The organism is Paraburkholderia sp. J94, assembly GCF_905220285.1.
GTDB lineage: Bacteria > Pseudomonadota > Gammaproteobacteria > Burkholderiales > Burkholderiaceae > Paraburkholderia > Paraburkholderia tropica_A.
On record NZ_CAJMZH010000021.1, the window covers coordinates 61,522 to 75,675 of the forward strand.

The following is a 14,154-nucleotide window of genomic DNA, read 5'->3' on the forward strand; positions in this document are numbered from 1 at the left end:
GCGGCGCCGCCCTGGGCCGCTTTCGGGCCGCGAGCGGCAAAAAGCAAAAGGCCTCCGCTCGCGGAGGCCGTGGGGGCGACGCTTACGCGTCGTCCGATTCGCGCAGGCTGTCCGCGCGCGTTTGCGCCGCCGCGAAATCGAGGTCGCCCGAGTAGATCGCGCGGCCGCAGATCACGCCTTCAACGCCCTCGTCTTCCACTTCGCAGAGCGCGTCGATGTCGGCGAGATTCGACAGGCCGCCGCTCGCGATCACCGGAATCTTCACCGCGCGCGCGAGGCGCACCGTGGCTTCGATGTTGATGCCTTGCAGCATGCCGTCGCGGCCGATGTCGGTGTAGATGATCGACTCGACGCCGTAGTCCTCAAACTTGCGCGCGAGATCCACGACTTCGTGGCCCGTGAGCTTGCTCCAGCCGTCGGTGGCGACCTTGCCGTCCTTGGCGTCCAGGCCGACGATGATGTGGCCCCCGAACGCCGTGCACGCTTCCTGGAGGAAGCCCGGGTTCTTGACCGCGGCGGTGCCGATGATCACGTAGGAGAGGCCGTCGTCGAGATAGCGCTCGATGGTGTCGAGGTCGCGGATGCCGCCGCCGAGCTGCACGGGGATCGCGTCACCCACTTCGCGGATGATTTCGCGAATGGCGTCTTCGTTCTTCGGCTTGCCGGCGAACGCGCCGTTCAGATCGACGAGGTGCAGACGGCGCGCGCCGCGCTCGACCCAATGTCGGGCCATGGCCGCCGGTTCCTCGGAGAAAATCGTCGCCTGGTCCATATCGCCTTGTTTCAGGCGTACGCAGTGACCGTCTTTGAGATCGATGGCCGGAATCAGCAGCATAGCAATCGGGGAATATCTGGGAATGAGGTTGAAATCAGCCGGCTTCGGTGGATAAAAGGCCCGATCCGACGCCGTTTCGCTAGTTTAGTACAACTCTTTCGGTGGCCTTGCCAACGGGGATCGGCACGGGGCGGCCTCGTGGGCCAGGCCCCGGCGCGCCCCGGAGCGCGCCGCGTTCGAAATCAGGGGTTCCAGTCGACGAAGTTGCGATAGACGCGCAAGCCCGCCGCCGCACTCTTTTCCGGGTGGAATTGGGTGGCGAAAATGTTATCCCGCGCCACCGCCGAGGTAAAGGCCGCGCCGTAAGGGGTTTCGCCAACCGTGTGCGACGCATCGTCCGGCACTACGTAGTAGCTGTGCACGAAGTAGAAGAAACTTTCGTCGGGCACACCGTCCCACAGCGCATGCGCGCGCGCCTGGCGCACGCGGTTCCAGCCCATCTGCGGCACCTTGAAGCGCGAGCCGTCGTCCTGCAGCTGACCCGCGAGGTCGAAGCGCACGACCTTGCCCGGCAACAGGCCGAGGCCCTTCGTGTCGCCTTCCGCGCTCCAGTCGAACAGCATCTGCTCGCCCACGCACACGCCCATCAGCGGCTTGCTGCGCGCGGCTTCGAGCACAGCATCCTGCAGGCCCGACTCGGCGAGACTGCGCATGCAGTCGGGCATCGCGCCCTGGCCCGGCAGCACGACGCGGTCGGCTGCGCGGATCGCTTCGGGACGCTCGACGATCTGCACGTCGGCTTCCGGCGCGGCCTGCTTCAGCGCCTGGGCGACCGAACGCAGGTTGCCCATCCCATAATCCACAATCGCAATTGAAGTTTTCATCTCGATTCAGGCCGCGTCGGCCATGTTGGGCGTGATCAGGCGGCTGCCTGTTCGTGCCCGGATGTTGCCTGGTAAGCCTGGTTTTGCCCGGTCGGCTTCGTGGTACCGCAAGCCGCATGCGCGGCGCGCGAGCCGCCGCGACCGTTCAGACCCGTCAATGTACGCCTTGCCACCGCGGCGCGCCTTTAGTTGGCACTTTAGTTGGCACTTTAATTGGCACATCGGCTGGCGCATCGCACCGGCCGGCGCCACCCGGCACCGCTTACAGGCTGCCCTTGGTCGACGGAATCTTGCCGGCCTGGCGCTCGTCGAACTCGGCGGCCTGGCGCAGCGCGCGGCCGAAAGCCTTGAACACGGTTTCCATCTGATGGTGGGCGTTCAGCCCGCGCAGGTTGTCGATGTGCAGCGTCACGCCCGCGTGATTGACGAAGCCACGGAAGAATTCGATCGACAGGTCGACGTCGAAGGTGCCGATGCGCGCGCGCGTGAACGGCACGTGGAACTCCAGGCCCGGACGGCCCGAGAAGTCGACCACGACGCGCGAGAGCGCCTCGTCGAGCGGCACGTAGGCATGGCCGTAGCGGCGGATGCCCTTCTTGTCGCCGATCGCCTGCGCGACCGCCTGGCCCAGCGTGATGCCGACGTCTTCGACCGTATGGTGGTCGTCGATATGCGTGTCGCCATGCGCCTCGACTTCGAGATCGATCAGACCGTGTCGTGCGATCTGGTCGAGCATGTGGTCGAGAAACGGCACGCCGGTCTTGAGCTTTTGCTCACCGGTGCCGTCCAGATTGATTTTCACGCTGATCTGCGTTTCGCTGGTGTTGCGAACGACTTGCGCGACGCGCATGGCAATTTCCTTCAAACAGCCCGTACAGGAGGGTTTTTAGAGAACGAAGCGAGCTTCGGAATACGGTGAACAGTGGGGACGATTCACTTGAGCACAAGCTTCAGGGCGGCGACCAGCTGCGCGTTTTCGTCGGGGGTCCCGACGGTCAGGCGCACGCAATTCGCCAGCAATGGGTGCATTTTACTCACGTTTTTGATCAAAACCCGCGCGGTCAACAGGGTATCGAACACGGCGTGGGCATCCGGCACGCGCACCAGCAGGAAATTGCCGGCGCTCGGGAACACTTCGGCGCCCGGCAATTTCGCCACTTCGGCGGCCAGTTGCGCCCGTCCCGCGCGCAGTTGCGCGGCCTGCGCGTCGAGCACGTCGAGGTGATCGAGCAGGAACGCGGTGGTCGCCTGGGTCAGCACGTTGACGTTGTACGGCGGGCGCACCTTGTCGAATTCGTCGAGCCACGCGGAGCGGCCCACGAGATAGCCCAGACGGATGCCCGCGAGGCCCAGCTTGGACATCGTGCGCATCACGACCACGTTCGAGAACGCGCCCGCGCGCGGCAGCCAGCTCGCCTGCGCGAACGGCTGATATGCCTCGTCGATCACCACGAGCGAGCCCGCGGCGGCGGCGGCCGCGATCACGCGCTCGATATCGGCGTCGTCGAACAGCGTGCCGGTCGGATTGTTCGGATACGCGAGCCAGATCACGGCCGGCTTGTGCTCGGCGATGGCGGCGAGCATCGCTTCGGTATCGAGCGTGAAATCTGCCTTGAGCGGCACGCCGACGAACTCCAGCTGCGCGAATTTCGCCGACATCGCGTACATCACGAAGCCCGGCACCGGCGCGAGCACCTTCGCGCCCGGCTTCGCGCACGCCATCGTGATCATGCTGATGATCTCGTCCGAGCCGTTGCCGAGCAGCACGTCGCACTCGGACGGCACGCGCAGCGCGCCCTTGAGCCGCGCGAGCAGCGCCTCGGGACGCGGCGCCGGATAACGGTTCAGCGCGACGCCCGCGAGATGCTCGCCGAGCTTCGCCGCCAGATCGGCGGGCAGCGCAAACGGGTTTTCCATCGCGTCGAGCTTCACGAAGCCGGAGGCGTCGGGCACCGGATAGCTCGTCATTGAGAGCACGTCGGAGCGGATCAGATCTTGAGGTGTCGTCATGTCGGAAGACTCGCGCGCCCGGGGCGGCAAGCCGGCACGAACGGCTCGTTCGCAGCGCGAGGCTGCGTGGCCGTTCTGGTTATCGTTGGTTTAGCGTTGGTCTCGCGTTGTTTTCGTGTCCGCCGCGGGCGGGCGGTTCGGCAAACGTCGACAAACGTCGGCAAACTTCAGCGAATCTCGTCGAATCTCGTCGAATCGCCGGCGGCGATGGCCCAGCCGGTTAGTTCGGATTTCCAACCATCGAGCCCGGCACAAGGCACGCTGCGGCGCCGCGAACCGGACTCGACGGCGCCGCCCGGCCCTGGATCAGGCCGGCGTCATCAGACTGGCTTCATGCGGTATTCGGCGCTGCGCGCATGCGCTTGCAGCCCTTCGCCGTAGGCCAGTTCCGCGGCGATCTCGCCCAGCGTCTGCGCGCCTTCCGCGCTGACTTCGATCAGGCTCGAACGCTTGATGAAATCATAGACGCCCAGCGGCGACGAGAAACGTGCGGTACGAGACGTAGGCAGCACGTGATTCGGGCCCGCGCAGTAGTCGCCGAGGCTTTCGCTCGTGTAGCGGCCGAGGAAAATCGCGCCCGCGTGGCGGATTTCGGCGCCCCACTTCTGCGGCTCCAGCGCCGAGATTTCCAGGTGTTCCGGCGCGATGTCGTTGGCGATCGCGCAGGCTTCGGACATGTCGCGCACCTTCACGAGCGCACCGCGGTTCGTGAGCGACGTGGCGATCACTTCCGCGCGCGGCATGGTGGGCAGCAGTTCGTTGATGGCCGCTTCCACGCGCTTGATGAAGCTTTCGTCCGGGCACAGCAGGATCGACTGCGCGAGTTCGTCGTGCTCGGCCTGCGAGAACAGATCCATCGCGACCCAGCGCGGATCGGTCGTGCCGTCGCAGATCACGAGAATTTCCGACGGACCGGCGATCATGTCGATGCCGACCGTGCCGAACACGCGGCGCTTGGCCGACGCCACATACGCGTTGCCCGGGCCGCAGATCTTGTCGACGGCCGGAATGGTTTGCGTGCCGTAGGCGAGCGCCGCCACGGCCTGCGCGCCGCCGACCGTGAACACACGGTCGACGCCGGCGATCAGCGCCGCCGCCAGCACGAGCGGGTTCTTCACGCCGTCCGGCGTGGGCACGACCATGACGATCTCGCGCACGCCCGCGACGCGCGCGGGAATCGCGTTCATCAGCACCGACGACGGATACGCCGCCTTGCCGCCCGGCACATACAGGCCGACGCGGTCGAGCGGCGTGACCTTCTGGCCCAGCACGGTGCCGTCCGATTCGGTGTACTGCCAGCTATGCGAGCCGCACTCGATGCGCTGCTTCTCGTGGTAGCCGCGCACGCGCGCCGCCGCCGCTTCGAGCGCCGCGCGCTGCTTCGGTTCGAGACTTTCGAGCGCCGCTTCGAGTTCGCTGAACGGCAGTTCGAGCGCCGCGACGCTCGTGGCGCTCAGGCGGTCGAAGCGGTTCGTGTACTCGAGCACGGCGACGTCGCCGCGCGCCTTCACGTCGGCGAGGATTTGCGCCACCGAGCGCTCGATGGCCTCGTCCTCGCTCGCCTCGAAAGCGAGCACCGCGTGCAGCGCCTTCTTGAAACCTTCGGCGCTGGAATCGAGTTTGCGCATCGTGATAGCCATGCTGGTATCCATCCGTATCGGTTGTGCGCGCGGCGCCTCACACGAGGCGCGCGGCGCGCGGACTGCTTATGCGGCCTGCTCGCCGCGCGACGCGCGTTCGAACGCGTCGAGGAACGGCCGCAGTGCGGCGCGCTTGAGCTTGAGCGCCGCCTGATTGACGACGAGACGCGACGAGATCGGCATGATCTCCTCGACTTCGGCCAGATTGTTGGCGCGCAGCGTGCCGCCGGTGCTGACCAGGTCGACGATCGCGTCGGCGAGGCCGACGAGCGGCGCCAGTTCCATCGAGCCGTAGAGCTTGATCAGGTCGACGTGCACGCCCTTGGCCGCGAAATGCTGACGCGCCGCTTCGGTGTACTTGGTCGCGACGCGCAGGCGCGCGCCCTGGCGCACCGCGTTCGCGTAGTCGAAGCCCGCCTTCACGGCCACCGACAGACGGCAGCGCGCGATGTCGAGATCGACCGGCTGATAGAGCCCGCCGCCGCCGTGCTCGTTGAGCACGTCCTTGCCCGCCACGCCGAAGTCGGCCGCGCCGTACTCGACATAGGTGGGCACGTCCGTCGCGCGCACGATAATCACGCGCAGGTTCGGATCGGTGGTCGGCAGGATCAGCTTGCGCGAGGTTTCCGGGTCTTCGGCCACGTGCACGCCCGCGGCGGCCAGCAGCGGCATCGTCTCTTCGAAGATGCGGCCCTTCGAGAGCGCGAGCGTCAGCGGCGCGCTGGAGGCGGCGGCCGGCGTCGGCCGGGATTCAACCGTGCTCATGCTTCGCTCCCCTTGATGCGCTTGACGTCCGCGCCGATCTTCGTGAGCTTCGCTTCCATGCGGTCGTAGCCACGGTCGAGGTGATAGATGCGGTCGATCAGCGTTTCGCCTTCGGCGCACAGACCCGCGATCACGAGGCTCGCCGACGCGCGCAGATCGGTCGCCATGACCTTCGCGCCCGAGAGCTTTTCGACGCCCGCGATCAGCGCGGTCTTGCCGTCGATCGTGATGTGCGCGCCCAGGCGGTTCAGTTCCTGCACGTGCATGAAGCGGTTTTCGAAGATGTTCTCGACGACCTGCGAGGTGCCGTCGGCGATCGTGTTGAGCGCCATGAACTGCGCCTGCATGTCGGTCGGGAACGCCGGGTATTCCGAGGTGCGCAGATTGACGGCGCGCGCGCGTTCTTGCATGCGCACGCGCATCCAGTCGTCGCCCTCTTCGATCGTCACGCCCGCTTCGCGCAGCTTGTCCGTGACCGCGTCGAGCGTGTGCGGACGCACGTTGCGCAGCATGACGTCGCCGCCCGCGGCCGCGACCGCGCACAGGAACGTGCCCGCTTCGATGCGGTCGGGAATGACCGTGTGCTGCGCGCCGTGGAGCTTCTCCACGCCTTGAATCACGAGGCGGTCGGTGCCGATGCCTTCGATCTTCGCGCCCATCGCCACCAGCAGGTGTGCGAGGTCGCCCACTTCCGGCTCGCGCGCGGCGTTTTCGATGATGGTCTCGCCATCGGCGAGCACGGCGGCCATCAGCAGGTTTTCCGTGCCGGTGACCGTGATCATGTCGGTCACGATGCGCGCGCCCTTCAGGCGCTTCGCGCGGGCTTCGATGAAGCCGTGCTCGATGCTGATCTCGGCGCCCATCGCCTGCAGGCCCTTGATGTGCTGGTCGACCGGACGCGCGCCGATCGCGCAGCCGCCCGGCAGCGACACCTTCGCCTCGCCGAAGCGCGCGACGAGCGGCCCGAGCACGAGGATCGAGGCGCGCATGGTCTTGACCAGCTCATACGGCGCGACGAGGTTGTTCACGTTCGAGGCGTCGAGCTGCACGCGCGCGCCGTCCTGTTCGGTGCGCACGCCCATCTGGTTGAGCAGCTTGAGCGTCGTGCGCACGTCCTGAAGGTCGGGCACGTTGTCGAGCTGGACGGGTTCCGCGCTCAGCAGACCGGCGCAGAGAATGGGCAGCGCGGCGTTCTTCGCACCGGAAACGGTGACTTCCCCCGCGAGCTTCTGCCCGCCGACGATGACGAGTTTGTCCATGCCTGAGGTTTCCTGATCGGTGCGGCCGGCTTGCGGCGCTGCGTCGTGTTGAACGGCGCCGCTGGCTGCGGCGCCTTTATCCTGGGTAATTCGCACTGAGATTCCAGATTATGCGTTCTGCCATTCGGCGGGCGTGAGCGTCTTCATGCTGAGCGCGTGGATTTCCGCACGCATGCGGTCGCCGAGCGCCGCATAGACGAGCTGATGGCGCTGGATCAGACGCTTGCCTTCGAAGGCCGACGAAACGACGACCGCGGAAAAGTGCGTGCCGTCGTCGCCCTCGACCTCCAGATGCTCGCACGCGAGCCCGGCCAGGATGTATTGCTTGAGCTGTTCCGAAGACAACATGGTGAAAGGCTCCTGCCTGAATTGCACTTAGTGGCGCAGCTTGTAGCCGCTTGCGAGCAGACGCATCGCGAGCGTGGCCAGCACCACGAAAAAGACGAAAACGATCGCGAGGCTCACGAGCGGGTTAATGTCGGACAAGCCGAAGAAACCGTAGCGGAAGCCGTCGATCATGTAGAAGAACGGGTTGAGCCGCGACACTTCGCGCCACACCGGCGGCAGCGTATGCGTCGAATAGAACACGCCCGAAAGGAACGTGAGCGGCATGATGAGAAAGTTCTGAAACGCCGCGAGCTGGTCGAACTTCTCGGCCCAGATGCCGGCGATCAGGCCGAGCGTGCCGAGAATCGCCGAGCCGAGCACCGCGAAGGCGATGATGTAGAGCGGCGCGGCGAAGCTCATCGGAATGAACCAGATCGTCACGACGAACACGCCCGCGCCGACGGCGAGGCCGCGCACGATCGAGGCGAGCACGTAGGCGCCAAACATCTCCCAGGCGGCCAGCGGCGGCAATAAGACGAATACGAGATTGCCCGTGATCTTCGACTGGATCAGCGACGACGACGAATTCGCGAACGCATTCTGCAGCACGCTCATCATCACGAGGCCCGGAATCAGGAAGCTCGTGTACTCGACGCCCGGATAAACCTCGACATGGCCGCGCAGCGCGTGGCCGAAGATCGTCAGATAGAGCAGCGCGGTGATGACCGGCGCGAGCACGGTCTGGAACGCGACTTTCCAGAACCGCAGCACTTCCTTGTAAAAAAGCGTACTGAAACCACTATAGCCGCTCATGCGAGCCCCTCGATCACTTCCGGACCGTTCATCACCTGCACGAAGACGTCTTCGAGATCGGCCTTGCGCACTTCCATTTCTTCGAGCTTGCAGCCGTTCGCACGGCACAGCGAGAGGATGCGCTCCACCTCGTCGTAGCTGTTCAGGCGCAGCAGATGTTGATTGCCGCCGCCGTTCGGCAGATTCGAGGTATCGACTTCGAGCGCGCGCAATTCGGTGGGCAGCGCGCCTTCCGAGAAACGCAGGAACAACTGCGTGCCCGCGAAGCGCTGCAGCAGCGTGCTCGTGCGTTCGAGCGCCACGACCTCGCCGCGTCGCAGCATGGCGATGCGGTCGCAGAGTTCTTCCGCTTCTTCCAGATAGTGCGTGGTGAGCACGATCGTGTGCCCTTCGCGGTTCAGGCGCGCGATGAACTTCCAGAGCGTCTGGCGCAGTTCGACGTCGACGCCGGCCGTGGGCTCGTCGAGCACGATCACGGGCGGACGGTGCACCAGCGCCTGCGCGACCAGCACGCGGCGCTTCATGCCGCCCGACAGCGCGCGCATGTTGACGTCGGCTTTCTCGGTGAGGTCGAGATTGGCCATGACTTCGTCGATCCACGCGTCGTTATTGCGCAGACCAAAGTAGCCGGACTGGATGCGCAGCGTTTCGCGCACCGTAAAAAACGGATCGAACACCAGTTCCTGGGGCACGACGCCGAGATTGCGGCGCGCGTTGCGGTAATCGGTGACGACGTCGTGGCCGCGGACTTCGATGGTGCCTTCGTCGGCACGCGCGAGGCCGGCAAGCGCGCTGATGAGCGTCGTCTTGCCCGCGCCGTTCGGGCCGAGCAGCCCGAAGAACTCGCCTTCTTCGACCGTGAAGCTGACGCCTTTAAGCGCCTGAAGCTCTTTGTAGCGCTTCTTGACGTTGCGGATTTCTATGGCTGGCATGACTCAGACGCCGCCCGTGGTAAACGGCGCGGCCGGTAAGTTCATCAATGCTGCGGGGAAGACCGGAATTGGGGACGGCACAGGCCGCCTGCTGCCCGCCGTCTGCCCGTCTGCGCTCCCCGATCGAGCCGGGGCAACGCCCAAAAAACATTTGATTATAGGCCAAGTCGGAAAGCCCGGCCTGGGCCTGGCGTTGACTTGAAGAGGACGCGACGGCGGCGAGGCGCCGTCGCGCGTCAATGTCGCTCGTGGAGAAGCGAATCGACGCCATAGGCGCGCGCGAGGGACGCGAGCGCGGCGGGCAGATTGACGACGCTCAGCGTGGCGCCGCGTTGAGTCGCGGCGCGCTGCCAGGCGAGCAGCACGGCGAGCGCGGACGAATCGAACTGCGTGAGCGACGCGCAGTCGACGGCGGTAGCGCCCGACGCGATCTGCGCGAGACCCGCCGAGAGCGCGGCCTTCGCGCTCTCGTGGGTCAGCGTGGCGCCGGTGGCGAAGCGTTCGCTCACGAAGCGGCCTTGCCCGAAGCCAGCTGCTGGTTACGCTGCGTGAGGAAGGTGATCAGACCTTGCACGCCGCCCTGCTGGATCTTTTCCTGGAACTGCTGCTGGTACGCCTGGATCAGCCATGCGCCGAGCACGTTGATGTCATACACGCGCCAGCCTTGCGCCGTCTTGTAGAGGCGGTAGTCGAGCTCGATCGGCTGGCCGTTGTTCATAACGGTCGAACGGACCACGACATCGGTGTCGTCCGGGTTCGCGCGGAACGGCTTGTATTCGATCTGCTGGTCGCGGACCTGGGCGAGCGCGCCCGAGTACGTGCGGATCAGCAGCGTCTTGAACTGTTCGATGACCTGTTGCTGCTGCTCCGGCGTCGCCGTGCGCCAGTTGCGGCCCATTGCGAGCTGCGTGGTGCGGCGGAAGTCGGTGTACGGCAGGATCTTCTCGTTGACCAGTTGCGTGATCTTGCTGATGTCGCCGGACTGGATCGACTTGTCACCCTTGATCTGGTCCATGACCTGCTGCGTGATCGTCTTGACCATCGCGTCGGGGTTGCTGGTGTCGACGGTCTGCGCGGACGCCGTGCCGGCAAACGCGAAAAACATGGCGAAAATCGGGAACAACAAGAATTTTTTCATAGCGAGTCCTGCAAGTTGGGGAGGCGCGATGTCGGGCGGTGAGCCGCGAATCGCGCCTGAGATTCGAGCCAACGATAGCACGCGAGTTCTATCGCACTGAGTCAAAGAGTGCCAGGAAATTGCGACAAGCGTTTCAGCTTGTTACGTCGGATCTGAGCGCCCCGGACGCCGGGAAACCGGCGTCCGCCCGGTGCGAGCCGCCTGCGCGGCGGTTCGTCCGGCCGTTTGTCCGGCCGTTCAGCGCAGACGCAGCAAGCTCGGGAAACCGATGCGCGCCGGCGGCACGACATCGCCGCCCGGTACGGTGGTTTGCGAAGCGGCCGAAGCCGGTTCGGCCGCCGCGCCTGCCGGTCCTTCCAGCGTGGCCGGCGCGCCGACCGCCGCCGAGGCGCCTTCCGGTGCGGCGGGCGCCATGCTGGCCGCCGTGGGCGTAGCAGCACGTGCCGCGCCCGACGCCGGCACCGCCGCCGCGGCACCCGACGCGCCCGCTGCCGGGGCTGCGCCCTGGTCGGCGTCTTCGTAGTTCGGCGGCGGCGTGTCGCCGTAATCGGGCAGGCTGCTATCCGACGACGCGTGGCCGTCCGAGAGCAGATAGCGGCGGCGCTGCAGGTAGGTGTTGCGCACGAACGAGTACTTGTCGATCGCCGCGCCTTCCAGCAGGTCGCTCGCGCCCAGCAGATTCGCGCGCGTGCTCACCACGTTCAGGCCGTAGAGGCCCCACGAGAGCGCTGCCGGATCGACATAGGTGAGCGGATTGATGAAGTAGTTGCCCACGAGGCCCACGCCGTCACGCACCGTGCTCGGCCCGAACAGCGGCAGCACGATATACGGACCGGCGGGCACGCCGTAGTGGCCGAGCGTCAGGCCGAAGTCCTGGTTGTGCTTGGGCAGCTTGGCGAGCGTCGCCACGTCGAACAGACCGCCGACACCGAAGACCGTGTTGATCACGATCCGCATGATGTCCTCGACGCCGTCGGTGATCTTCAGCTGCAGCAGGTTGTTGGCCGCGTTGTAGACGTCGCCGATATTGGCGAAGAAGTTCGTCACGCTGTCACGCACGGGCTGCGGCGTGATCTTCACGTAGCCCTTGGCGACGGGCTTGAGCGCGTACTGGTCGACCTTGTCGTTGAACGTGTAGACGGTGCGGTTGAAGCCTTCCCACGGATCGTCCTTCGACGGCGTCTGCACCGTCGAGCACGCCGTGAGGGCGAGCGCCGCGACACCGATTGAAACGGCGCGCATGCGTGTGGTCATCATCGTTTTTCTCCTTATTGCGCCGCCGCGCCCGAGCCGGCTGCTGCCGGCGCGGGTGCCTGGACCGGCGCGGCGCTATCCCCGCCTGCCGGACCATTTGCGGCCCCACTTCCACTGTTACCCGATTTCGACGCGCCCGAGTCGGCAGCCTTGCTGTAGAGGAACTGTCCGATCAGGTTTTCGAGCACGATGGCCGACTGCGTCATCGAGATGGTGTCGCCGGCCTTGAGCATTTCCGTGTCGCCGCCCGGTTCGAGTCCGATGTACTGCTCGCCGAGCAGACCCGAGGTCAGGATCTTCGCGGACGAATCCTTCGGAAACTGATACTGCTGGTCGAGATTGATCGTGACCAGCGCCTGGTACGTGTTCGAATCGAAGCCGATCGACGCCACCCGGCCCACGGTCACGCCCGCGCTCTTGACGGGCGCGCGCGGCTTGAGGCCGCCGATATTGTCGAACTTGAGCTTCACGGGGTAAGTCGCCTGGAACGAGAGCGAGCTCATGTTCCCGGCCTTCAGCGCGAGAAACAGCAGCGCAATGAAACCCAGCACCACGAACAGGCCGACCCAGAAGTCGAGAGCAGTCTTTTTCATCGTCATCCCAATGAGAATCCGTTGCGGCGGCGCACGGCCCGGAAACCCGGAATGCCGCTGCGCCTGCCGCGCCGCCCCGCCGCCCGCGCCCGATCCGTTCGGTGCGCGAGACGCCGGAGCGCTTTGCTTTAGCTGAACATCAGCGCGGTGAGCAGGAAGTCGAGGCCGAGCACCGCGAGCGACGCGTACACCACCGTCTTGGTGGTCGCGCGCGACACGCCTTCGGGCGTGGGTTTCGCCTCGTAACCCTGATACAGCGCGGTAAAGGTCACGGCGAATCCGAACACGATGCTCTTGATCACGCCGTTGCCGACGTCGGTCCAGACATCGACGCCGCCCTGCATCTGCGACCAGAACGCGCCCAAATCGACGCCGATCAGCAGCACGCCCACCACGTAACCGCCCAGAATGCCGACCGCGCTGAAGATGGCCGCCAGAATGGGCATGGCGATCACGCCCGCCCACATGCGCGGCGCCACCACGATGCGCACCGGGTCCACCGCCATCATTTCCATGGCCGTGAGCTGCTCGCCCGCTTTCATCAGGCCGATTTCGGCCGTGAGCGAGGTGCCCGCGCGACCGGCGAACAGCAGCGCCGTGACCACCGGACCGAGCTCGCGCACGAGCGAGAGCGCGACCAGCAAACCGAGCGCCTGCTCCGAACCGTAGCGATTGAGCGTGTAATAGCCCTGCAGACCGAGCACGAAGCCGACGAACAGGCCCGACACCGCAATGATCAGCAGCGAATAATTACCGACGAAGTGGATCTGCTTCGTGACAAGACGCGGACGGCGCAGCAGCGGGAAGAATTCCAGCACGAGGCGCACGAAAAAACGCGTGGCATGGCCCGCGCGCGTGATGCTCTCGAGCACCGCGCGGCCGACCGAACTGATGGCGCCGGTCATGAGCGGTCTCCGCCAATGCCGAAGTCCGCGCCGAGCGGCACGTTCGTCGGGTAGTGAAAACGGAACGGACCGTCCGGCGCGCCGTCGATGAACTGGCGCACGATCGGATCGGTCGAGGCGCGCAGTTCGTCGGGCGTACCCTGCGCCTGCACCTTGCCGTTCGCGAGGAAATACACGTAGTCGGCGATCGCGAACGACTCGGGCACGTCGTGCGTGACGAGGATCGACGTCGCGCCGAGCGCGTCGTTGAGCGTGCGGATGAGGTTCGCGGTGATGCCGAGAGAAATAGGGTCGAGTCCCGCAAAGGGCTCGTCGTACATCATGAGTTCGGGGTCGAGCGCGATGGCGCGCGCGAGCGCCACACGGCGCGCCATGCCGCCCGAGATTTCCGACGGCGCGAGGTCGCGCGCGCCGCGCAGGCCCACGGCGTTGAGCTTCATGAGCACGAGGTCGCGGATCAGTTCTTCGGGCAGGTCGGTGTGCTCGCGCAGGGCGAACGCGACGTTATCGAACACCGACATGTCGGTAAACAGCGCGCCGAACTGGAACAGCATGCCCATCTTGCGGCGCAAGGCGTAGAGGCCGTCGCGCGTTTGCGCGCCGACGTCCTGGCCGTGAAACAGCACCTGGCCGCGCTGTGCGCGCACGAGGCCGCCGATCAGGCGCAGCACCGTGGTCTTGCCGCCGCCGGAGCCGCCCATGACCGCGATGACCTGGCCGCGCCCGAAGCGCATGTTCAGCCCGGACAGGACGAGCCGATCGCCGTAACCGAAGTCGACGTCGCGCAGCTCCAGAAGGGTCTCAGAGTTTGGGGGCACGTGGCTGACAGTCCATTTACACGAAGGCGGGATTATAGGGC

At 65.8% G+C, this 14,154-nt stretch carries 16 protein-coding genes; all 16 read right to left on the reverse strand.

The window, feature by feature from the left end; genetic code table 11:
- Window positions 1-82: 82 nt before the first annotated feature.
- Window positions 83-835: a 1-(5-phosphoribosyl)-5-[(5-phosphoribosylamino)methylideneamino]imidazole-4-carboxamide isomerase gene (hisA, locus tag U4Y88_RS33510; protein WP_224011986.1), complete on the reverse strand. Its 753-nt coding sequence runs from the start codon at window positions 833-835 to the stop codon at window positions 83-85.
- Window positions 836-1,017: 182 nt separating this feature from the next.
- Window positions 1,018-1,659 carry an imidazole glycerol phosphate synthase subunit HisH gene (gene hisH, locus U4Y88_RS33515; RefSeq protein ID WP_224011985.1) on the reverse strand — a complete coding sequence of 214 codons (642 nt, stop codon included), beginning with the start codon at window positions 1,657-1,659 and terminating at the stop codon, window positions 1,018-1,020.
- Window positions 1,660-1,921: 262 nt separating this feature from the next.
- Window positions 1,922-2,509: an imidazoleglycerol-phosphate dehydratase HisB gene (hisB, locus tag U4Y88_RS33520; RefSeq protein WP_224011984.1), complete on the reverse strand. Its 588-nt coding sequence runs from the start codon at window positions 2,507-2,509 to the stop codon at window positions 1,922-1,924.
- Between the two features lie 83 nt (window positions 2,510-2,592).
- Window positions 2,593-3,669 carry a histidinol-phosphate transaminase gene (gene hisC / locus U4Y88_RS33525; protein ID WP_321789164.1) on the reverse strand — a complete coding sequence of 359 codons (1,077 nt, stop codon included), beginning with the start codon at window positions 3,667-3,669 and terminating at the stop codon, window positions 2,593-2,595.
- Window positions 3,670-3,989: 320 nt separating this feature from the next.
- A complete protein-coding gene (hisD, locus tag U4Y88_RS33530; protein ID WP_321789166.1) occupies window positions 3,990-5,309 on the reverse strand; it encodes a histidinol dehydrogenase in 1,320 nt (439 codons plus the stop codon).
- A gap of 66 nt (window positions 5,310-5,375) precedes the next feature.
- On the reverse strand, window positions 5,376-6,074 hold the full coding sequence (gene hisG / locus U4Y88_RS33535; protein WP_065062697.1) for an ATP phosphoribosyltransferase: 699 nt from the start codon (window positions 6,072-6,074) through the stop codon (window positions 5,376-5,378).
- Window positions 6,071-7,333: a UDP-N-acetylglucosamine 1-carboxyvinyltransferase gene (gene murA, locus U4Y88_RS33540; protein ID WP_224011981.1), complete on the reverse strand. Its 1,263-nt coding sequence runs from the start codon at window positions 7,331-7,333 to the stop codon at window positions 6,071-6,073. The genes hisG and murA overlap by 4 nt, the downstream gene beginning before the upstream one ends.
- Before the next feature lie 108 nt (window positions 7,334-7,441).
- Window positions 7,442-7,681, reverse strand: coding sequence for a BolA family protein (locus U4Y88_RS33545; protein ID WP_065062699.1), 240 nt, complete (start codon window positions 7,679-7,681; stop codon window positions 7,442-7,444).
- A 27-nt stretch (window positions 7,682-7,708) separates the two neighbouring features.
- Window positions 7,709-8,473, reverse strand: coding sequence for an ABC transporter permease (locus U4Y88_RS33550; RefSeq protein ID WP_224011980.1), 765 nt, complete (start codon window positions 8,471-8,473; stop codon window positions 7,709-7,711).
- Entirely contained in the window at window positions 8,470-9,405 is a 936-nt protein-coding gene (locus U4Y88_RS33555) for an ABC transporter ATP-binding protein (protein ID WP_224011979.1), read from the reverse strand. Before U4Y88_RS33555 ends, U4Y88_RS33550 begins: the two co-directional genes overlap by 4 nt.
- A 236-nt stretch (window positions 9,406-9,641) precedes the next feature.
- A complete protein-coding gene (locus U4Y88_RS33560) occupies window positions 9,642-9,914 on the reverse strand; it encodes a lipid asymmetry maintenance protein MlaB (protein ID WP_224011978.1) in 273 nt (90 codons plus the stop codon).
- Window positions 9,911-10,543: a phospholipid-binding protein MlaC gene (locus tag U4Y88_RS33565; RefSeq protein WP_224011977.1), complete on the reverse strand. Its 633-nt coding sequence runs from the start codon at window positions 10,541-10,543 to the stop codon at window positions 9,911-9,913. Before U4Y88_RS33565 ends, U4Y88_RS33560 begins: the two co-directional genes overlap by 4 nt.
- A 237-nt stretch (window positions 10,544-10,780) precedes the next feature.
- Window positions 10,781-11,800, reverse strand: a complete 1,020-nt coding sequence (locus U4Y88_RS33570; protein ID WP_321789168.1) for a VacJ family lipoprotein — start codon at window positions 11,798-11,800, stop codon at window positions 10,781-10,783.
- A gap of 11 nt (window positions 11,801-11,811) precedes the next feature.
- The gene (mlaD, locus tag U4Y88_RS33575) at window positions 11,812-12,390 is read right to left on the reverse strand and encodes an outer membrane lipid asymmetry maintenance protein MlaD (RefSeq protein WP_065062821.1); all 579 of its coding nucleotides are present in this window, start codon (window positions 12,388-12,390) and stop codon (window positions 11,812-11,814) included.
- Window positions 12,391-12,518: 128 nt separating this feature from the next.
- Complete coding sequence (mlaE, locus tag U4Y88_RS33580) at window positions 12,519-13,295, reverse strand: lipid asymmetry maintenance ABC transporter permease subunit MlaE (protein WP_321789170.1); 777 nt, start codon at window positions 13,293-13,295, stop codon at window positions 12,519-12,521.
- A complete protein-coding gene (locus tag U4Y88_RS33585; RefSeq protein WP_224011974.1) occupies window positions 13,292-14,113 on the reverse strand; it encodes an ABC transporter ATP-binding protein in 822 nt (273 codons plus the stop codon). Before U4Y88_RS33585 ends, mlaE begins: the two co-directional genes overlap by 4 nt.
- Window positions 14,114-14,154 lie beyond the last annotated feature (41 nt).